The sequence below is a fragment of the Ruegeria sp. CJ6 genome (assembly GCF_056536665.1).
This window is the reverse complement of record NZ_JBQFQB010000001.1, coordinates 508412-526478: the sequence shown is the minus strand read 5'-3', so window position 1 is coordinate 526478 and position 18067 is coordinate 508412. Positions and strand designations below refer to the sequence as shown.

Annotated in this window: 20 protein-coding genes and 1 tRNA gene; 15 read left to right on the top strand and 6 right to left on the bottom strand. The window is 55.3% G+C overall.

Features of this window, described 5'->3' with window-relative positions:
- Nucleotides 1-266: 266 nt before the first annotated feature.
- On the bottom strand, nt 267-2084 hold the full coding sequence (typA, locus tag ACR0BT_RS02685; protein ID WP_170421712.1) for a translational GTPase TypA: 1818 nt from the start codon (nt 2082-2084) through the stop codon (nt 267-269).
- A gap of 76 nt (nt 2085-2160) precedes the next feature.
- Nucleotides 2161-2496: a DMT family transporter gene (locus ACR0BT_RS02680; RefSeq protein WP_480453698.1), complete on the bottom strand. Its 336-nt coding sequence runs from the start codon at nt 2494-2496 to the stop codon at nt 2161-2163.
- A gap of 186 nt (nt 2497-2682) precedes the next feature.
- Here ACR0BT_RS02680 and ACR0BT_RS02675 point away from each other — a divergent pair, with 186 nt between their 5' ends.
- Nucleotides 2683-2814, top strand: a complete 132-nt coding sequence (locus tag ACR0BT_RS02675; RefSeq protein WP_255612097.1) for a hypothetical protein — start codon at nt 2683-2685, stop codon at nt 2812-2814.
- A 72-nt stretch (nt 2815-2886) separates the two neighbouring features.
- On the opposite strand, the gene ACR0BT_RS02670 is transcribed toward ACR0BT_RS02675, so the two are convergent.
- Together ACR0BT_RS02670 and ACR0BT_RS02665 are read right to left on the bottom strand one after the other, a co-directional pair.
- A complete protein-coding gene (locus tag ACR0BT_RS02670) occupies nt 2887-3132 on the bottom strand; it encodes a hypothetical protein (protein ID WP_170393030.1) in 246 nt (81 codons plus the stop codon).
- Nucleotides 3132-3785: an alpha/beta hydrolase gene (locus ACR0BT_RS02665; RefSeq protein WP_008758207.1), complete on the bottom strand. Its 654-nt coding sequence runs from the start codon at nt 3783-3785 to the stop codon at nt 3132-3134. The genes ACR0BT_RS02670 and ACR0BT_RS02665 overlap by 1 nt, the downstream gene beginning before the upstream one ends.
- Before the next feature lie 178 nt (nt 3786-3963).
- Between ACR0BT_RS02665 and iscR the strand changes: the two genes are divergently transcribed.
- From iscR to ACR0BT_RS02615, 10 genes are all read left to right on the top strand, one after another.
- Complete coding sequence (iscR, locus tag ACR0BT_RS02660) at nt 3964-4422, top strand: Fe-S cluster assembly transcriptional regulator IscR (RefSeq protein WP_170393031.1); 459 nt, start codon at nt 3964-3966, stop codon at nt 4420-4422.
- A gap of 54 nt (nt 4423-4476) precedes the next feature.
- Nucleotides 4477-5520 (top strand): cysteine desulfurase family protein, encoded by a 1044-nt coding sequence (locus ACR0BT_RS02655; RefSeq protein WP_480762477.1) that lies wholly within the window; start codon nt 4477-4479, stop codon nt 5518-5520.
- Nucleotides 5521-5538: 18 nt separating this feature from the next.
- Nucleotides 5539-7059, top strand: a complete 1521-nt coding sequence (sufB, locus tag ACR0BT_RS02650) for a Fe-S cluster assembly protein SufB (protein ID WP_170393033.1) — start codon at nt 5539-5541, stop codon at nt 7057-7059.
- Complete coding sequence (locus ACR0BT_RS02645) at nt 7059-7262, top strand: hypothetical protein (RefSeq protein WP_170405842.1); 204 nt, start codon at nt 7059-7061, stop codon at nt 7260-7262. Before sufB ends, ACR0BT_RS02645 begins: the two co-directional genes overlap by 1 nt.
- A 51-nt stretch (nt 7263-7313) precedes the next feature.
- The gene (gene sufC / locus ACR0BT_RS02640) at nt 7314-8069 is read left to right on the top strand and encodes a Fe-S cluster assembly ATPase SufC (protein ID WP_170393035.1); all 756 of its coding nucleotides are present in this window, start codon (nt 7314-7316) and stop codon (nt 8067-8069) included.
- The gene (sufD, locus tag ACR0BT_RS02635) at nt 8069-9349 is read left to right on the top strand and encodes a Fe-S cluster assembly protein SufD (protein ID WP_480762476.1); all 1281 of its coding nucleotides are present in this window, start codon (nt 8069-8071) and stop codon (nt 9347-9349) included. The genes sufC and sufD overlap by 1 nt, the downstream gene beginning before the upstream one ends.
- Complete coding sequence (locus tag ACR0BT_RS02630) at nt 9349-9834, top strand: YIP1 family protein (RefSeq protein ID WP_170625888.1); 486 nt, start codon at nt 9349-9351, stop codon at nt 9832-9834. Before sufD ends, ACR0BT_RS02630 begins: the two co-directional genes overlap by 1 nt.
- Complete coding sequence (locus tag ACR0BT_RS02625) at nt 9831-10397, top strand: Yip1 family protein (protein WP_170510265.1); 567 nt, start codon at nt 9831-9833, stop codon at nt 10395-10397. Before ACR0BT_RS02630 ends, ACR0BT_RS02625 begins: the two co-directional genes overlap by 4 nt.
- A 13-nt stretch (nt 10398-10410) precedes the next feature.
- A complete protein-coding gene (locus ACR0BT_RS02620; protein WP_480762475.1) occupies nt 10411-11631 on the top strand; it encodes a cysteine desulfurase in 1221 nt (406 codons plus the stop codon).
- A gap of 57 nt (nt 11632-11688) precedes the next feature.
- Nucleotides 11689-11765 (top strand) — tRNA-Arg (locus ACR0BT_RS02615).
- A 128-nt stretch (nt 11766-11893) separates the two neighbouring features.
- On the opposite strand, the gene mepK is transcribed toward ACR0BT_RS02615, so the two are convergent.
- A complete protein-coding gene (gene mepK, locus ACR0BT_RS02610; protein ID WP_170509840.1) occupies nt 11894-12463 on the bottom strand; it encodes a peptidoglycan L,D-endopeptidase MepK in 570 nt (189 codons plus the stop codon).
- Nucleotides 12464-12808: 345 nt separating this feature from the next.
- Between mepK and ACR0BT_RS02605 the strand changes: the two genes are divergently transcribed.
- From ACR0BT_RS02605 to ACR0BT_RS02590, 4 genes are read left to right on the top strand one after another with little or no spacing between them, the layout of a single operon-like run.
- Nucleotides 12809-14410 carry a L,D-transpeptidase family protein gene (locus ACR0BT_RS02605; RefSeq protein WP_480762474.1) on the top strand — a complete coding sequence of 534 codons (1602 nt, stop codon included), beginning with the start codon at nt 12809-12811 and terminating at the stop codon, nt 14408-14410.
- A gap of 34 nt (nt 14411-14444) precedes the next feature.
- Entirely contained in the window at nt 14445-15536 is a 1092-nt protein-coding gene (lpxD, locus tag ACR0BT_RS02600) for a UDP-3-O-(3-hydroxymyristoyl)glucosamine N-acyltransferase (protein WP_480762473.1), read from the top strand.
- 32 nt (nt 15537-15568) lie between these two features.
- Nucleotides 15569-15826, top strand: a complete 258-nt coding sequence (locus ACR0BT_RS02595; protein ID WP_170393043.1) for an acyl carrier protein — start codon at nt 15569-15571, stop codon at nt 15824-15826.
- 8 nt (nt 15827-15834) lie between these two features.
- Nucleotides 15835-17043 carry a beta-ketoacyl-[acyl-carrier-protein] synthase family protein gene (locus ACR0BT_RS02590; protein WP_170393044.1) on the top strand — a complete coding sequence of 403 codons (1209 nt, stop codon included), beginning with the start codon at nt 15835-15837 and terminating at the stop codon, nt 17041-17043.
- A gap of 52 nt (nt 17044-17095) precedes the next feature.
- On the opposite strand, the gene ACR0BT_RS02585 is transcribed toward ACR0BT_RS02590, so the two are convergent.
- Entirely contained in the window at nt 17096-17695 is a 600-nt protein-coding gene (locus tag ACR0BT_RS02585) for an invasion associated locus B family protein (RefSeq protein ID WP_170421684.1), read from the bottom strand.
- Nucleotides 17696-18067 lie beyond the last annotated feature (372 nt).

Below are 18067 nucleotides of genomic sequence, written 5' to 3'. Positions count from 1 at the left end.
TCCTTAAGCACTCGTTAACTAAATTGCCGTATACTCAAACGGCGTCACACTTTGAACACAAAGTCCTCTTTCTATCGCCTATTTTCAAGCAAACTTTCTGTTGGATTTCTGTGATCCAGCTCACTCAAACACGATTAATCCATAAAAAACAAAAAGAAGACCTGCCGTTACGCCAGATCTTCTTTTTCTGTGTTGTTTCTAGTCTGACGCAAAAATGTCACGAATGTGGCAATGTTTCCAAAACGTGAACAAGTTCACAGCATTGATCAGGCTGATTTTGACATCCGTTTACGCTCGTGCGGATCCAGATAACGTTTGCGAAGCCGGATCGCATTGGGTGTAACCTCGACCAGTTCATCGTCGTCGATATAAGCGATTGCCTCTTCAAGCGAGAACTGAATATGAGGGGTCAGCCTCACTGCGTCGTCCGAGCCGCTGGCACGCACGTTGGTTAGCTTTTTACCTTTCAGCGGATTCACTTCCAGATCATTGTCTCGCGAATGCTCTCCGATCACCATGCCCTGATAGACATCAGTTTGCGGGCCAACAAACATGCGGCCACGCTCTTCCAAATTCCACAGCGCATAGGCGACCGCCTGACCGTTTTCCATCGAGATCAGAACACCCGCACGTCGACCAGGAATCTGCCCTTTGTGGGCTGCCCAGCCGTGGAAGACCCGGTTCAAGACACCAGTTCCGCGTGTATCGGTCAGGAACTCTCCGTGATAGCCGATCAGGCCACGAGACGGCACGTGGGCGATGATCCGGGTTTTGCCTGCCCCTGCAGGGCGCATTTCAGCCAGTTCACCTTTGCGCGCACCCGTGATTTTCTCGATCACCGCGCCAGAATATTCATCATCCACATCGATCGTGACTTCTTCGATAGGTTCAAGGCGCTGGCCGTCCTCCTCGCGGAACAAAACCTGTGGGCGCGAGATGCTGAGCTCGAATCCTTCGCGGCGCATGTTTTCGATCAGAACACCCATCTGCAATTCGCCGCGACCAGCAACCTCGAAGGCCTCGCCGCCGGGCGTGTCGCTGATGCGGATGGCTACGTTCGATTCGGCTTCTTTCATCAGGCGATCACGAATGACCCGAGACTGAACCTTTTTGCCGTCACGACCGGCCAGCGGGGAATCGTTTATGCCGAAGGTCACTGTGATGGTTGGCGGATCGATAGGCTGGGCAGGCAGGGCCTCTTCGACTTGCGGGGCTACAAGGGAATCTGCCACGGTGGCTTTGCTCATACCCGCAATCGTGACAATGTCGCCTGCTTCAGCGACGTCAATGGGTTGTTGAGCTAATCCACGGAATGCAAGGATTTTCGACGCGCGGAAGCTTTCAATCTGGGTGCCATCTCGGCTGAGTGCCTTGAGGCTGTCACCCGCTTTCAGAGTTCCACTTTCCACACGACCGGTCAAAATACGACCGATGAATGGATCGCTGCCCAAAGTGGTGGCGAGCATCCTGAACGGTTCGTCCTTTTTCTCGATCTGCTTGGGGGCGGGGACGTGATCAACGATCAGATCGAACAGGGCGGTCAAGTCCTTGCGCGGACCGTCAAGCTCCATATCGGCCCAGCCGGACCGGCCCGAAGCATACATGGCCGGGAAGTCCAGCTGATCGTCATCGGCGCCCAAGTTGGCGAAAAGGTCGAAACATTCGTCCAGCGCGCGATCAGGCTCGGCATCGGGTTTGTCGACCTTGTTCAGCACGACAATCGGGCGCAGGCCCAAAGCCAGCGCCTTTGAGGTCACGAATTTGGTTTGCGGCATCGGGCCTTCGGCGGCATCGACCAGCAGTACAACGCCGTCGACCATGCTGAGAATACGTTCGACTTCCCCACCGAAATCAGCGTGGCCGGGGGTGTCGACGATGTTAATGCGGGTATCCTTCCACTCAACGCTGGTGGCTTTGGCCAGGATGGTAATGCCGCGTTCGCGTTCCAGGTCGTTGCTGTCCATGGCGCGTTCTGCCACGGCCTGGTTTTCCCGGAACGCGCCGGATTGTTTGAGCAGCTCATCCACCAGGGTCGTCTTGCCGTGGTCCACGTGAGCGATGATTGCGATGTTGCGCAGGTCCATGAGAGGTCAGCCTTTGAACGGGAAGTTGCCGCGCGCATAACGCGGCGCGACAAAATATACCAGCCCTAACCGGCGGTCAGTGGCCCGCTGTAGCTGAAAACAGGTGGATGATCAGAATGCCGCTCAAAATCATGCCCAAACCCAAGACTGCGGGCCAATCGAGTTTTTGGCCAAAAACCAGAAATCCAATCAGTGCGATCAGGGCAATTCCAAGGCCCGACCAGATTGCATAGACAATGCCCACAGGCATGACCTTTAACGTGAGGGCCATAAGATAAAAGGCCGACCCATAGCCAACCACGACAAGAGCCGACGGCCAAAATCGCGTAAACTGATGGCTAGCCTGCAACGCAGTCGTGCCGATGGTTTCCGCGATAACAGCCAACATTAGGATTAGGTAGGTCTTTGGCACGAGCGATGCCTCTCTGAATTATCGCGAAAGGTTGAGCATACTTGCGATCATTTGGGCAAGGGGATTCAGATGCAGATGATCAAAACCCTAACTTTACCAAAGGTCAGGTAAACCCGACTATTCGGGCTTTTGCATTCGTGCTAAACACTCGATTGTTTTTAGTGTGTTTTTAATGAGTTTGATAAGATGACGACTTTTGCAAAATCGGTCATTATCGCTTCGGTTTTGATTGTGGCGTTGGGGTGGCTTGCAGACGGGGGGTCCGTCGACATTGATGCAGCCCAGAATGTTGAGCGGTTCACAGGTTTTCCGGTTTAGGCGCCCACCGAGCGATATCCTCGAAAAGGAGCTTTCGGGCTCCTTTTCTTTTCTTCAGACGCTAAGCAATCTTTACTGCTTTTCGATCGCTTTCAGCTTGGATCGATGTTCAGACAGTCTTTTCACCACGAATTGCCGCGCCTTGCGTTCCGCCAGCCTAACCCGGATTTCGGTCAAGAACGCTTCTTCCAGAGATTGCGAGGCTGCACCGAGAACGTCTCCAACCTCCACAAAGAATCGATCCTCGCCTGTCTCGTCCATAACCTTCATCGTGTCCTCGGCCAATCTGGCGGCGAGGGTAGTGATGGTATCGGACATCAGCGCGTATTCTCTGTCAGGCGGCGTTTCACGTAATCCGTCACATCTGTCATCAGCGTGTCCATGTGGCGGTCTTGGAAGAAGTGATCGGCACCTTCCACCTCATTATGGGTGATGGTGATACCCTTTTGTTCATGCAGCTTTCCGACCAGAGACGCAGTGTCTGCAGGTGGCGCGACACGGTCCGCCAATCCGTTGATGATCAAGCCAGAAGACGGGCAGGGTGCCAAGAACGAAAAGTCGTACATGTTTGCGGGCGGCGATACACTGATGAAGCCAGTGATCTCGGGGCGGCGCATCAGAAGCTGCATTCCGATCCATGCACCGAACGAGAACCCAGCGACCCAGCAATGCTTGGAGTTGTTGTTCATCGACTGAAGGTAATCCAGCGCTGATGCTGCATCGCTCAGCTCACCTACACCCTGGTCATACTCACCCTGGCTGCGACCAACGCCGCGAAAGTTAAAACGCAGAACCGTGAAGCCCATGTTGTAAAAGGCGTAATGCAGGTTATAGACCACCTTGTTGTTCATGGTCCCGCCAAATTGTGGATGCGGGTGAAGCACGATAGCGATCGGTGCGTCTTTTTCCTTTTGCGGGTGGTAGCGGCCTTCCAGGCGGCCTTCGGGTCCGGGAAAAATCACCTCGGGCATGTGTGCTTTGGTCCTGTTTTTTGACGCGTCGGCCCCGAGATTATCTTGACGGTAATCCTCAGGTACCTTAGAACGGTTCTAATTACATTGTGTCGCGTGAAAACGCTGTCAGTGGGAGATACGCACTGGCTCGGGCGACGTCAATGTTTTCGCGCAGTTCTTGCCTGAAGGAAACAAAATGAAGCTGTCGACCAAAGGCCGCTATGCGATGGTTGCGCTGGCGGATATCGCCCTTCAGTCCTCGGACAAACTCGTCACGTTGGGCGAGATTTCCGAACGCCAGGATATTTCACTGCCGTATTTGGAGCAGCTTTTCGTGAAACTGCGCCGAGCTGATCTGGTCAGTTCAGTACGCGGACCGGGTGGGGGCTATCGCCTGGCGCGACCTGCCTCGGAAATCCGTGTGGTCGAGATACTGGCCGCGGTTGATGAGACGGTGGATGCGATGCACAAGGGGGCAGGTGCCTCGGGCGCGTCTTCGGGCAGCCGGGCGCAGTCACTGACCAATCGGTTGTGGGAAAGCCTGAGCGCGAATGTTTACGTATTCCTGCATCAAACGCGGCTGTCGGATGTAATTCGGAATGATCTTGCACCGTGTCCCGCTGTTCCTAGCTTGTTCGCAGTCGTGGACGATTGATCTGATGACGTTTTTCTGTGTTCCGTCAAAACCCATCTTGGAAAAGATACATCTATGAAACGGGTTTATCTCGACCATAACGCAACCTCCGCTCTGAGGCCCGAGGCCCGCGATGCAATGATCGCGGCGATGGATTTGGTGGGCAATCCGTCCTCGGTCCATGCCGAAGGGCGCGCCGCAAAAGCGGTGGTCGAGAAAGCGCGGGCTCAAATCGCAACAGCGTTTGGGGCCGATGGTGCCGACATCGTGTTTACATCCGGCGCGACTGAGGCAGCGGCTTTGGCCATGGCGGGGCGCGATCTTCAAGGTGCAGCGATTGAACATGACGCGGTAAGAGCTTGGATTAATGAGGTTCTGCCTGTCTCCCAAGGCGGTTACGTTGACGTGCCGGACGCTTCCCGATCCACGCTGCAACTGGCCAATTCGGAAACTGGAATTGTTCAAACTTTGCCTGCCGGTCTTGCGGTCACCGACGCGACTCAGGCTTTTGGTAAGTTGCCGATAGCCTTCAACTGGCTGGGGGCTGAGATGGCGCTGATTTCAGCCCACAAACTTGGCGGGCCAAAAGGGATCGGGGCGTTGGTGATGAAACGCGGCACCGATCTTGCTGCGCAAATCAAGGGCGGCGGGCAGGAGATGGGGCGTCGCTCGGGTACAGAAAATGTCACTGGAATTGCGGGGTTCGGAGCAGCAGCTGAAGCCGCGTCCCGTGATTTAGCAAATGGCGTTTGGGAAAACGTTGCAGAACTTAGAAATATTCTAGAAAACGCTCTTGAGGCTGGTACGAAAGCTACTATTTTTGTCGGGAAAGACCAAGGGCGACTCCCCAACACTCTGTGCTTCGCCACACCAGGCTGGAAGGGTGAGACCCAGGTCATGCAGATGGATTTGTCGGGATTTGCGGTCAGCGCAGGCTCGGCCTGTTCCAGCGGCAAGGTTCGTGCAAGCGCCGTACTGACGGCCATGGGATTTGATGAGATGACGGCCTCCAGCGCAATCCGCGTATCGCTGGGGCCAGAGACGGCAGAAGAAGATGTGCTGCGTTTCGCGGAAACGTGGCTTGAAAAAGAGAAAAAGCATCGCGCGCGGGCCGCGTGATCTGACGGAGGGTGAATTATGGCCGCTTTGGACCAGACCCAGGTGAAAGAGGGTGTCGATCAGGAAACCGTAGACGCGGTTCGCGAGGTCAGCACTTATAAATACGGCTGGGAAACTGATATCGAGATGGAGTATGCGCCAAAAGGCGTGAATCCCGATATCGTTCGTCTGATTTCGGACAAAAATGATGAACCTGAGTGGATGACCGAATGGCGTCTGGCCGCGTTCGAGCGCTGGACCCAGATGGAAGAGCCTAAATGGGCGATGGTGCACTACCCGCCGATCGACTTTCAGGACCAGTATTATTATGCCCGTCCGAAATCGATGGAAGATAAACCCAAATCTCTTGATGAGGTCGATCCCAAACTTCTGGCGACTTACGAAAAGCTGGGTATCCCTTTGAAAGAACAGATGATCCTGGCAGGTGTCGAGGGCGCTGAGAATGCACCGGCAGAAGGCCGTAAGGTTGCTGTTGATGCAGTATTTGACTCGGTTTCGGTCGGGACGACTTTTCAGGAAGAGTTGAAGAAAGCCGGCGTTATCTTCTGCTCGATTTCCGAGGCGATCAAAGAGCATCCGGAACTGGTCAAGAAATACTTAGGGACGGTCGTACCGGTCTCGGACAATTTCTATGCCACGCTGAACTCAGCTGTATTCTCGGATGGTTCATTCGTCTACGTCCCGCCTGGCGTGCGCTGCCCGATGGAACTGAGCACATATTTCCGCATCAATGCTGAAAATACCGGCCAGTTTGAGCGCACGCTGATCATCGCCGACAAGGGCTCTTACGTCTCATATCTGGAAGGCTGCACCGCGCCCCAGCGCGACACCGCTCAGTTGCACGCGGCGGTTGTCGAGATCATCGTCGAAGAAGATGCCGAGGTGAAATACTCGACCGTTCAGAACTGGTTCCCCGGAGATGAGAATGGCAAGGGCGGTATCTACAACTTCGTGACCAAGCGCGCCGATTGTCGGGGTGATCGCTCCAAGGTGATGTGGACGCAGGTCGAAACCGGCTCAGCCGTAACCTGGAAATACCCGTCTTGCATCCTGCGTGGCGACGATAGCCAGGGTGAGTTCTACTCGATCGCGATCACCAACAACATGCAGCAGGCCGATACCGGCACCAAGATGGTTCATCTGGGCAAGAACACCAAGTCGCGGATCGTATCGAAAGGGATCAGTGCCGGTAAGGCGCAGAACACCTATCGTGGTCTGGTGTCGATGCATCCAAAGGCCAAGGATAGCCGCAACTATACGCAGTGCGACAGCTTGCTTATTGGCGACAAATGCGGGGCGCATACGGTTCCGTATATCGAGGTGAAGAACAACTCATCTCGGGTCGAGCACGAGGCGACGACATCAAAAGTGGATGACGATCAGCTGTTCTATTGCCGTCAGCGTGGCATGGACGAGGAAGAAGCCGTGGCCTTGGTCGTCAACGGGTTCTGCAAGGACGTTCTGCAGGCGCTGCCGATGGAATTTGCGATGGAAGCGCAACAGCTTGTGGCAATCAGCCTTGAGGGATCAGTCGGCTGATGACACCAAAACCCCAACAGCGAATCCGAAAGGACGATGTCCTGACCGTGCTTGGCTATGCGTTGCCGGTGCTCGGCGGCCTGTTGGGGGTTGCTTACGTCAATACCAAGTACATGGACTTCATAAACCCGGTTTGGGCAGTGGGCGCAGGCGCGTTGCTTGGATGGATCATCGCCCGCGTGATCCGCAAGGTGCTGGGATAAGAACTTATCGGGGTCGCAATGCGCCCCTTGCGAGATGCTAAAGGACAGAAAATGCTGGAAATCAATAACCTGCACGTCAAACTTGAGGAAGAAGACAAGCAAATTCTGAAAGGGGTCGACCTGACGGTCGAGCCTGGCAAGGTGCATGCGATCATGGGGCCCAATGGCTCGGGCAAATCAACGCTCAGCTACGTGTTGTCTGGTCGTGATGGCTATGAGGTGACCGAGGGCGGCGCGACGCTTGATGGCGAGGATCTGCTTGAGATGGAACCGGAAGAACGTGCAGCCGCAGGTGTGTTTCTGGCGTTCCAGTACCCGGTCGAGATTCCCGGTGTGGGCAACATGACCTTCCTGCGCACCGCCGTGAATGCGCAGCGCAAAGCACGTGGCGAGGAAGAGCTGTCGGCGACGGATTTTCTGAAAGAGGTTCGTGCCAAGGCCAAGGCGCTGAAAATCGACGCTGAAATGTTGAAACGTCCGGTCAATGTTGGCTTTTCGGGTGGTGAGAAAAAGCGCAACGAAATCCTGCAAATGGCGATGCTTGAGCCGAAGATGTGCATCCTGGATGAGACAGACTCGGGCCTTGACGTGGACGCGATGAAACTGGTGGCCGAGGGCGTGAACGCGTTGCGTGATGAGGGGCGCGGGTTCCTTGTTATCACGCACTATCAGCGGCTTCTCGATCACATCAAACCTGACGTGGTTCACATTATGGCGGATGGTCGCATCGTGAAATCCGGCGGCCCCGAACTGGCGCTGGAAGTTGAAAACAACGGCTATGCCGACATTCTGGCCGAGGTGAACTGATGGCTTTGCCCCAAGCAAAACAAACGGCGACCGAGGAACGGCTGGCAGCGCTGACCATGCCGGATGCGGGATGCACACGCAAAGCGCGCGAAGCCGCAATTGCACGTGTACGCGCGATGGGTTTGCCCAGTCGTCGAGATGAATACTGGAAATATACCCGTCCAGACACTCTGGTCTCTGCGGAAGCTCCCAGTGCTGCTTTGTTCAAAACGGATGAACCGGCTCTGTTCCACGCGCTCGACCGACTGAAGATCGTTTTCATTGATGGCGTATTCAGCCCGGAAGAGTCTGATGATCTGTCTCTGGAGGGTGTAACGATCGATCGGCTGGAAGATATCTGTTGCAAAGATATCCATTGGGCCAAAGAGTTATACGGCGTTCTTGAAGCAAAAGGCCAAGATCCAGTGGCGCGTCCCTTGGCGGCGCTGAACACGGCCTATGCGTCAGATGGAGTTGCCATTCATGTATCTGGCAAGCCGAGCAAACCGATTAACCTGATTTATCGCCATGAATCCGAAACGTCGGATGCAATCCTGCATCATGTCGTTCGGGTTGAAAGCGGTGCCGAAGTCACGATCCTTGAAAACGGACCCGCAGCTTCGCGCTTCAACAAATGCATGGAGATCGATATCGCCGACAATGGCACACTGCATCATATCCGTGCGCAGGGCCGGGATCATCAACGCCGTGCGGCGACTCATATGTTCTCGCGGCTTGGTAAGGAATCCGTCTATAAATCCTTCACGCTGACCGTGAACGGAGTTTTGACGCGAAACGAGCAAGTCGTCGAACTGACGGGTGACGATGCGGTCGCGCACGTGGCGGGTGCGTGTGTTGGAGACGGTGATTTTCTCCATGATGACACGGTCTTTGTCACCCATGATGCGGTGAATTGCGAGAGCCGCCAAGTGTTCAAGAAGGTGCTTCGCAATGGTGCGACGGGTGTTTTTCAGGGCAAGATCTTGGTGAAGGAAGGTGCCCAGAAAACCGATGGTTACCAGATCAGCCAGTCGTTGCTTCTGGACGATGACAGTCAGTTCCTCGCCAAACCCGAGCTTGAGATTTACGCCGATGACGTTGCGTGTTCGCACGGTTCGACCTCGGGCGCCATTGATGAAACGGCTTTGTTCTACCTGCGCTCCCGTGGCGTCCCAACGGCAGAAGCAACCGACATGTTGACACTGGCCTTCCTAGCTGAAGCCGTTGATGAGATCGAGGACGAGGATCTGGCAACCGATATCGTATCCCGATTGCAAGATTGGCTGGCACGCCGCCGCTGATGCCTGTCACAACTGATATCGTGGCCACGTATCGCGGACCGGGGCGTGTGGTGCGTCGGCTGCTTGATATGGGGCCGCGCGAAGATCGCGCATTGGCGTTTGTGATGGCGTTCTGTGTAATCGGCTTTATCGCACAATTGCCCGGCCTTGCACGGAGGGCTCATCTGGAAGGGATAGAGCTGAACATGCTGTTGGGCGGGGCCCTGTTGGGCTCGGTCTTTATTCTGCCATTGTGCTTTTATCTTCTTGCTTGGCTTACCCATTTCATCGCGCGGATGATGGGGGGCGATGGCACCAGCTATGGCGCGCGGCTAGCCTTGTTCTGGGCGCTTCTCGCGTCAGCGCCTTTGGTGTTGCTGAATGGGCTGGTGTCCGGTTTCATCGGCCCCGGGTCAGCGCAAACACTTGTGGGGCTGTTATGGGTTGCGGTTTTTCTCTGGTTCTGGTTGTCGGGCCTCAAGCAATCGCAAAAGGCTGCTATATGAATTCCACCGCACTGCTCAACCTGGTCGTTCTGACCCTGTCCAATCCAGCCGAAGCCGCAAGACGATTGCTCGCGTTGCGGCTGGGTACGGATGTACTGTGGCTCGCCTTCTCTCTCGCGGTGATCCTGAACGCACTGGTCCAGTCTGCGTCCAGCTTCGTCCTGCCGCTTATCAGTCCGGATGTTCAGCAACTGGCTGAGCCACTATCGAGGACGCTTTTTGTTTCCGTTGCGGCAATCATGATCAGCGTCGTGACGTTCCTATTAGTGGGCCGCGTCCTGGGTGGAACGGGAACGTTCAACGACTTCATGACGCTGATTGTCTGGTTGCAAATCCTGCAAATTGCGGGGCAAGCAATCATTCTAGCGCTGGTTGCAGCGCTGCCGTTTCTATTCTTACCGGCCAGTCTGGCGATGCTGGGTCTTAGCCTTTACATCACCTTGCATTTTCTCAACGAGGCGCATCGATTTCAGTCGTTGGGAAAATCGTTTGTGGTGATCCTGATCTCTGGTCTTGTGGCCGTCCCGTTTGTTCTTTGGCTGATCCCCGCCGGGTCTGTATAGGGAAGTCCTGTCTATGTATGACGTACAAAAAATCCGCGCAGATTTTCCGATCCTGTCACGTCAGGTCAACGGAAAGCCGCTGACTTATCTAGACAACGGGGCCTCCGCGCAGAAACCCCAGGTAGTGATCGACGCGATCACGCAGGCCTATGCGCACGAATATTCGAACGTACATCGAGGGCTTCACTATCTGTCAAATCTCGCGACCGAGAAATATGAGGCCGTCCGTGGCACGGTTGCGCGGTTTCTGGGCGTATCAAACGAGAATGAGATTGTCCTGAATTCGGGTACGACCGAAGGAATCAATTTGGTCGCCTACGGTTGGGCAATGCCACGCCTGCAGGCGGGGGACGAGATTGTCCTCAGCGTGATGGAACATCACGCCAACATCGTACCGTGGCACTTCCTGCGCGAACGGCAGGGCGTGGTGCTGAAATGGGTCGATGTCGATGCGACCGGCCATCTTGACCCTCAGGCGGTAATCGATGCCATTGGCCCCAAGACAAAGCTGGTTGCGGTGACCCAATGCTCGAACGTGCTGGGCACTGTGGTTGATGTCAAAGCAATCACGCAAGGCGCCCACGCCAAAGGCGTTCCGGTTCTGGTGGATGGCAGCCAGGGCGCGGTTCATATGCCCGTCAATGTCGATGACATCGGATGTGACTTCTATGCCATCACGGGTCATAAACTGTACGGCCCGTCCGGTTCTGGTGCAATGTTTGTCAAATCGGACCGCATGGCTGAAATGCGCCCCTTTATAGGTGGCGGTGACATGATCAAAGAGGTTTCAAAAGATCAGGTGATCTACAACGATCCGCCAATGAAGTTCGAGGCCGGAACTCCCGGCATCGTGCAGACCATCGGGTTGGGTGTGGCGCTTGACTATATGATGGACCTTGGCATGGAGAGCATCGCATCGCATGAGGCCGGCTTGCGCGACTATGCGATGCAACGGTTGAATGGATTGAACTGGCTGCAGGTTCAAGGCACCACAGCGAACAAAGCCGCGATATTCAGCTTTACTTTGGATGGGGCAGGGCATGCCCATGATGTTTCAACCATTCTGGACAAAAAGGGTGTCGCCGTGCGCGCAGGCCACCACTGCGCCGGGCCGCTGATGGATCATTTGGGGGTCACTGCTACCTGTCGTGCCAGCTTTGGGCTTTATAACACGACGGATGAGGTCGACACCCTGATCGATGCGTTGGAGCTTGCCCACGATCTGTTTGCCTGATCGTACTGCGGATTTGCAGTTGCACCCGGATTGGAACGAGGGTAGCTAACGGCCAAGGCACCTGTAGCTCAGCTGGATAGAGCGCTGCCCTCCGAAGGCAGAGGCCAGAGGTTCGAATCCTCTCAGGTGCGCCATTTCACCCTTGCTAGTCGTCATATTACGCAGAACTGACGGTACACGAACCTGTTTTTCCAGGCAAAACAAAACCCCCGCCAGAACTATCTGATGGGGGTCGTGCAACAGCGAAAGATGAAATGCTCGATTAGCCGCGCCACGAGCGGATGACACCGCAATCCATGTGAACGAAATTCGAACGATAGTACTGTCCAACGCCACCGGCACGGCAGGCCATCGCTGCTTTGCCCATTTGCGAGACCGAGCGTGATGACAGTCGCAGATCAGCAGCCTGACCCTTCATATGAAGCGAATTCTTGGCAACACCCCGCGAGCGGCGGCGCAGCATTGCGTTGGTTTGCGGCGAGCGGTAACCCGACAGCAGCATGTATGGCTCGCTGACATCCAGAAGGTTATGAGTGGCCGCCATGATGTCGACGGTCCTCAGGTCCACGGACTTGACTTGATCGCTGCGCCAGTCGCGCATGAAGTGGTTGACCTCTTTCACCGCGTCTTTGATGTATTTGCCATCAACCCAATAGACCATATCGATACGTTCACCGGTACGGCCGGAATACATGCGGATACGGCGAATATCGCCTCCGCCGCGAAGGAAACCTGCTGCGTTGGAATATGTGGGGGCTGCAACAACTGCGGTTGCGGCGAATGCGCCCAATAGGGCACGCCGGGTCAGGCCCGAGGTACTGCTCTTGGTCATTTTTTGTTTCGTCCCGTACTGTTCCTGCCTGCACACGATGTTACGCGCGCCGTATTAATTTTTTCCCATCCCAGATGCGGGATTTATGGCACAGTAGGATTCAACAGCCAAGAAATCTTTGGTCGCAGTCAAATCAAGGGGGAAATTTCGGCAGTTTTTTGCGCAACTGATGCAAGTATGCTTGCTTTTGGCGCAGTTCGCGCGTCGGCGATGCAAACGCGCACCAGGGGTCAAAGAAGCGGTCTGGTGATGAATTTGTGAATAGACATCAGGCGCTCAGCAAAACATTATTTTCAGACGCCGCTTATAGGGCGTGCCAAGTCATTGAAGAAACAGGGCCATCCTATGTCATTTGTTACCCGTGCTCGTTCAAGTGTTTTTATCGCCGCTTTCCTTGTGGCTTCGGCCTCAGTCGCGCAGGCGGGGACGGATGGCACAGCGTTTCAATTGGCCGTTGCGGAAAGTGTGTCCAACAGCCCGGCAATTGCTGAGTTTTATCGCTCAAACGGGTTTGATCCGGTTTGGGTTGGCGATACGCCCGAACATGCTGCACGACGCAAAGCCCTGATCGAAGCGCTTTCGACGACCGATCTGCATGGATTGCCTGGGGCACGTTACGACGTCCAGACTTTGAAGACAAAGATGCAGGACGCGCGCAACACCCGTGATCTGGGCATGCTCGAGGCCGAGCTGACTCGGGTTTTTGTCAAATATGCCAGAGACTTGCATTCCGGTTCTGTAACGCCTTCGCAGATTGATCCCGGCCTAGTGCGGGCGGTGGAACGACGCAGCGCCGCAGAGCATCTTGAACTGCTCGTTTCCAGCCAGGGTGATACCTATTTCAGGGATATGATGCCTCAATCGCGCCAGTATCTTGCGCTGTTGAAACAGAAGAAGGCGCTGGAAGCGCTGATGACACAAGGTGGCTGGGGCGAGACCGTTCCTGTCTCCAAGCTTGAGCTTGGGGACACAGGGAACAGTGTCATCAGGCTGCGCAATCGACTTGTCGCGATGGGTTATCTGAAGCCTACTGCCAGCCCAAACTATGATGATGCGCTGTTTGCGGCGGTGCAATCCTTTCAGGCTGCTCATGGTCTTGAGGCGGATGGCGTAGCTGGCAAAGGCACTATTTCCGAGATCAATCGCCCAGTTTCAGACCGCTTGAAAGCTGTTTACGTTGCGCTTGAACGGGAGCGCTGGTTACCAAAAGACCGTGGTGAGCGGCATATTCTGGTGAATCTGGCCGATTTTTCTGCCAAGATCGTCGATGACGGGCAGGTCACGTTTGAGACTCGTGCCGTGATCGGCAAAAACACACATGATCGCCGCAGCCCAGAGTTCTCGGATGAGATGGAGCATATGGTGATCAACCCAAGTTGGTATGTACCACGCTCGATCATCACGAAGGAATATCTGCCGCAATTGCGGGCCAATCCAAATGCTGTCGGCCATATCCAGATCACCGACCGCCGTGGCCGTCAGGTGAATCGTGGAGCGGTTGACTTTACCCAGTTCACTGCGCGTAATTTCCCGTTTTCCATGCGTCAGCCCCCCAGCAAAAGCAACGCACTGGGGCTGGTGAAGTTCATGTTCCCTAATAAGTACAACATCTATCTGCATGATACGCCTCAGAAATCTCTGTTCGCACGCGAGGTTCGGGCATTCTCGCATGGATGCATCCGTTTGGCGCAACCGTTCGAGTTTGCCTATAAGCTGCTGGCCAAGCAGGAAGAGGATCCAAAGGCGTTTTTCCACCGCGTGCTGGACACGGGCAAAGAAACGAAGGTTGAACTGGATAAAAAAATTCCGGTGCATCTGATTTATCGCACGGCCTATATTGGCCCCAAAGGCGAGGTGCAGTATCGCCGCGACGTGTATGACCGGGATCGCAAGATCTGGGAAGCGCTGCAAAAGGCAGGGGTGGTCCTGCCGGACGTTCAAGGGTAATCACGAGGCAAATCCCGCCACGAGGACGCCCGACATGCAGTTTACCGTTCAACAAATCGCCGATTCCCTGGGGGTCGTCGCAGAAGGCCAGACTGGCCTGACCATCTTGCGAGCAGCCGAGCCGGGAGATGCCGGGCCAACCGATCTGGCCATGGCGATGTCGCCAAAATATGCTGAAGCTTTGGAGACCGGTACAGCACGGGCCGCGGTTTTGTGGGATGGCGCGGACTGGAAAGCACTGGGGCTTGAGGCCGCCATTTTTGTGCAACGCCCCCGCATGGCGATGGCAGGGATCACCGCGATGCTGGATCGCGGGCAGGGGATTGCGCCGGGAATTCATCCATCGGCTGTCATTGATGAAACCGCCGAGATCGGGGTCGGCGTATCGGTCGGCCCGCTTGCTGTTATCGGTGCGCGCTCGCGCGTCGGCGCGGGTTCGGTTATCGGCGCGCATTGCGTGATCGGTATGGATGCGTCGCTTGGTGAAAACGCTCTGCTGCGCGAAATGGTCAGCATCGGTGCGCGGGCTCAAATCGGTGATCGCTTTATCGCGCAGCCGGGTGCCCGTATCGGCGGGGACGGTTTCAGCTATGTCACACCAGAAGTCTCGGGTGCCGAAAATGCGCGGAAAACTCTGGGTGATCAGGGGGATGCAAAGGCGCAAAGCTGGTTGCGCATCCATTCGCTGGGTGCGGTCGAGATTGGCGACGACGTCGAAGTCGGCTCGAACTGCACTGTCGACAACGGGACCATACGCAATACTGTAATCGGAAGTGGATCGAAACTGGATAATCTTGTCCACGTGGGACACAACACCCGAGTCGGGCGGGATTGTTTGTTATGTGGGCAAACCGGCGTTTCTGGTTCGGTCGAGATTGGTAATAACGTAGTACTGGGCGGTCAGACTGGTGTTGTCGATAATATTTTCATCGGTGATGGCGTGATTGCCGGTGGCGGCACCAAGATTCTGTCAAATGTTCCTGCTGGTCGCGTAATCATGGGCTACCCGGGCATTAAAATGGAAAGCCATACCGAGATATATAAAGCCCAACGTCGTCTGCCCCGATTGTCGCGCGACGTCGAGGCGTTGAAAAAGGCTGTTTTCAAACAGCCTTCAAGTGATTAAATCATCCCCAAGGCGAAAATCAGGGGATCGAGATGAGCATCAGCGACCGCGTCATAGCAATCATTGCCGAACAGGCCGTGCTTGAGCCTTCGGATGTGACGCCCGACAGTACGCTCGAAGAATTGGGCATCGATAGCCTGGGTCTTGTTGAGAGTATCTTTGCCATCGAGGAAGAGTTCGATATCACCGTGCCCTTCAACGCAAACGAGCCCACATCCGGCGATTTCGACATTTCGAATGTGACAGCGATCATTGCGGGTATCGAAAAACTCGTATCGGAAAAGGTCTGACCGCCGGTATGAAACGCGTCGTCATTACGGGTGCTGGCACCATTAATGCGTTGGGCCATTCCGTCCCCGACACTCTGGAAGCCATGCGCGAGGGTCGTTGTGGTATCTCCGAGCTTGAGTTTCGTGATGTGGATCGCCTGTCGATCAAGATCGGTGGTCAAGTCCGGGGTTTTGAGGCCGAGGGCCGTTTCAACCGCCAACAGATGACGCTGTATGATCGGTTCACGCAGTTCACGTTAACCGCCGCCAAAGAAGCGATCGATCAATCCGGCATCGTATTCTCGGGTGACACAGCCGCGCGGTCGGGGGTGGTTCTGGGAACGGCCGGTGGTGGCGTCTCCACCTGGGATGACAACTACCGCTCGGTTTACGAGGATGGCAAAAATCGCGTGCATCCTTTTGTCGTGCCCAAGCTGATGAACAACGCGGCGGCCAGCCACGTTTCAATGGAGCACAACCTCAAAGGCCCTAGCTTTACAGTATCAACAGCGTGTGCGTCTTCGAACCATGCGATGGCGCAGGCATTTCAGATGGTGCGCAGCGGGGCAGCGCCCGCAATGGTGACCGGTGGCTCGGAGTCGATGCTGTGCTTTGGGGGCGTCAAGGCATGGGAAGGGCTTCGCGTCATGTCAAAAGATGCCTGTCGGCCCTTTAGCGCAAACCGAAACGGGATGGTGCAAGGCGAAGGTGCGGGTGTTTTTGTGTTCGAAGAATACGAACACGCGCGCGCGCGCGGAGCAGATATCCTGTGCGAGGTCGTGGGATTCGCTATGTCGTCGGACGCGGCCGACATAGTTATGCCCAGCAAACAAGGGGCAGCACGGGCCATGGCCGGGGCGTTATCGGATGCACGGCTGAATGCAAGCGATGTGGGTTACATAAATGCCCATGGGACCGGCACGGCTGCAAATGACAAAACCGAATGTGCAGCCGTTGCTGGTGTGTTTGGTCCGCACGCCGACGATCTGATGATTTCGTCAACAAAGTCCATGCACGGACACCTGATCGGCGGTACCGGCGCAGTTGAGCTATTAGCCTGTATCATGGCCCTGCGCGACGGGGTGATCGCCCCGACCATTGGCTATGAAGAGCCCGACCCCGAATGCGCGCTGGATGTGGTGCCAAACGAGGCGCGTGAGGCGAAAGTTAATGTCGCCCTTAGCAATGCTTTCGCCTTTGGTGGGCTGAACGCCGTTCTTGCGTTGAAGCGTATATGAAGAAGCCGCCGTGTTATCACGGCGGCTTTCTTATTCGATGCTTTTGCGGGGCTTAGTTTATGGAAACGTTCAGTCCGTCAAAGCCTGCTGTGAAGCCAGACAAAGACATGTCCATATTCAGAACCTGATCTGGCAGGCGCGCAGGAACCAGCGACAGCACTGCCTTTTGGCCTGATTTCATCGCGTCGATATCACCCTGTGTCAAACCCAGTTGCGCCACGCAGCCAACTGGAATGCAGTGGTGATAATTGTAAAGCTTGCGCGGTGCCCCATCGATCGACATAGCCAATTGCGCCTGCAGCAGGGTTTCGAGCGGTACAACAACATTCGCCCAAGCAACAGCGGCACCGCCTTCGGGCAGTTTTCCGATCGAAACTTCGGCAATCGGATCACCCTGTTGGTTATTCAGGATCTGAACCATCGCGCAGGGATCGTCTTCGCCTTCGGTTTTGATGCAGGAAATATTCCATTCACCCGTTTGTTCTTTGACGTATTGCTCGCCAACACGGGGACCGGATTCACCCAGATCCAGATCGCTGCCAACTTCGGCTTCATCACCGGCTTCAGGTTGCTGTGTGGTTTCCTGCGCAAATGCTGTTCCGCACAACAGTGCTGCGGCCGCCACATTAAAAGGGACAAGTTTCCTGATCATGAATGCCTCATCTAACTGATCCAGTTTTTTGTTTCCTCTATCACCGCAATTCAGTGGTGTCAGGGTAAATCCGAATTCCAGACCGTGAATTGATCGTTTTTTGCCGAAATGCGTGGGAAACATCGCGATCTGCAACGAAAAAGGGAGCCGGTGGAGCGGCTCCCTTCCTGAATATTTTCTCCCCGTCGGACTGGCCGACTTAGTTATGCGCAGACGTTACGAAAGGGGAACCCGTTGGTCAACTCCTAACCCTAAAAAACTATTCTTGCGTCTTTCGGTTTTCGTAGAATTTAAAAAAAAGCCGTGCCCAAAGGCACGGCCAGTCGACAGGGAGGAAGTTTGCCCCCGCAGCCAGGCCACGAGAAGCAACAT

Excerpts from the sequence above, each read along its gene's own strand:
- typA (WP_170421712.1), bottom strand. The coding sequence starts at position 2,084 with ATGGACCTGCGCAACATCGCAATCATCGCTCACGTGGACCACGGCAAG.
- ACR0BT_RS02675 (WP_255612097.1), top strand. The coding sequence starts at position 2,683 with ATGACGACTTTTGCAAAATCGGTCATTATCGCTTCGGTTTTGATTGTG.
- ACR0BT_RS02670 (WP_170393030.1), bottom strand. The coding sequence starts at position 3,132 with ATGTCCGATACCATCACTACCCTCGCCGCCAGATTGGCCGAGGACACG.
- ACR0BT_RS02665 (WP_008758207.1), bottom strand. The coding sequence starts at position 3,785 with ATGCCCGAGGTGATTTTTCCCGGACCCGAAGGCCGCCTGGAAGGCCGC.
- iscR (WP_170393031.1), top strand. The coding sequence starts at position 3,964 with ATGAAGCTGTCGACCAAAGGCCGCTATGCGATGGTTGCGCTGGCGGAT.
- ACR0BT_RS02655 (WP_480762477.1), top strand. The coding sequence starts at position 4,477 with ATGAAACGGGTTTATCTCGACCATAACGCAACCTCCGCTCTGAGGCCC.
- sufB (WP_170393033.1), top strand. The coding sequence starts at position 5,539 with ATGGCCGCTTTGGACCAGACCCAGGTGAAAGAGGGTGTCGATCAGGAA.
- ACR0BT_RS02645 (WP_170405842.1), top strand. The coding sequence starts at position 7,059 with ATGACACCAAAACCCCAACAGCGAATCCGAAAGGACGATGTCCTGACC.
- sufC (WP_170393035.1), top strand. The coding sequence starts at position 7,314 with ATGCTGGAAATCAATAACCTGCACGTCAAACTTGAGGAAGAAGACAAG.
- sufD (WP_480762476.1), top strand. The coding sequence starts at position 8,069 with ATGGCTTTGCCCCAAGCAAAACAAACGGCGACCGAGGAACGGCTGGCA.
- ACR0BT_RS02630 (WP_170625888.1), top strand. The coding sequence starts at position 9,349 with ATGCCTGTCACAACTGATATCGTGGCCACGTATCGCGGACCGGGGCGT.
- ACR0BT_RS02625 (WP_170510265.1), top strand. The coding sequence starts at position 9,831 with ATGAATTCCACCGCACTGCTCAACCTGGTCGTTCTGACCCTGTCCAAT.
- ACR0BT_RS02620 (WP_480762475.1), top strand. The coding sequence starts at position 10,411 with ATGTATGACGTACAAAAAATCCGCGCAGATTTTCCGATCCTGTCACGT.
- mepK (WP_170509840.1), bottom strand. The coding sequence starts at position 12,463 with ATGACCAAGAGCAGTACCTCGGGCCTGACCCGGCGTGCCCTATTGGGC.
- ACR0BT_RS02605 (WP_480762474.1), top strand. The coding sequence starts at position 12,809 with ATGTCATTTGTTACCCGTGCTCGTTCAAGTGTTTTTATCGCCGCTTTC.
- lpxD (WP_480762473.1), top strand. The coding sequence starts at position 14,445 with ATGCAGTTTACCGTTCAACAAATCGCCGATTCCCTGGGGGTCGTCGCA.
- ACR0BT_RS02595 (WP_170393043.1), top strand. The coding sequence starts at position 15,569 with ATGAGCATCAGCGACCGCGTCATAGCAATCATTGCCGAACAGGCCGTG.
- ACR0BT_RS02590 (WP_170393044.1), top strand. The coding sequence starts at position 15,835 with ATGAAACGCGTCGTCATTACGGGTGCTGGCACCATTAATGCGTTGGGC.
- ACR0BT_RS02585 (WP_170421684.1), bottom strand. The coding sequence starts at position 17,695 with ATGATCAGGAAACTTGTCCCTTTTAATGTGGCGGCCGCAGCACTGTTG.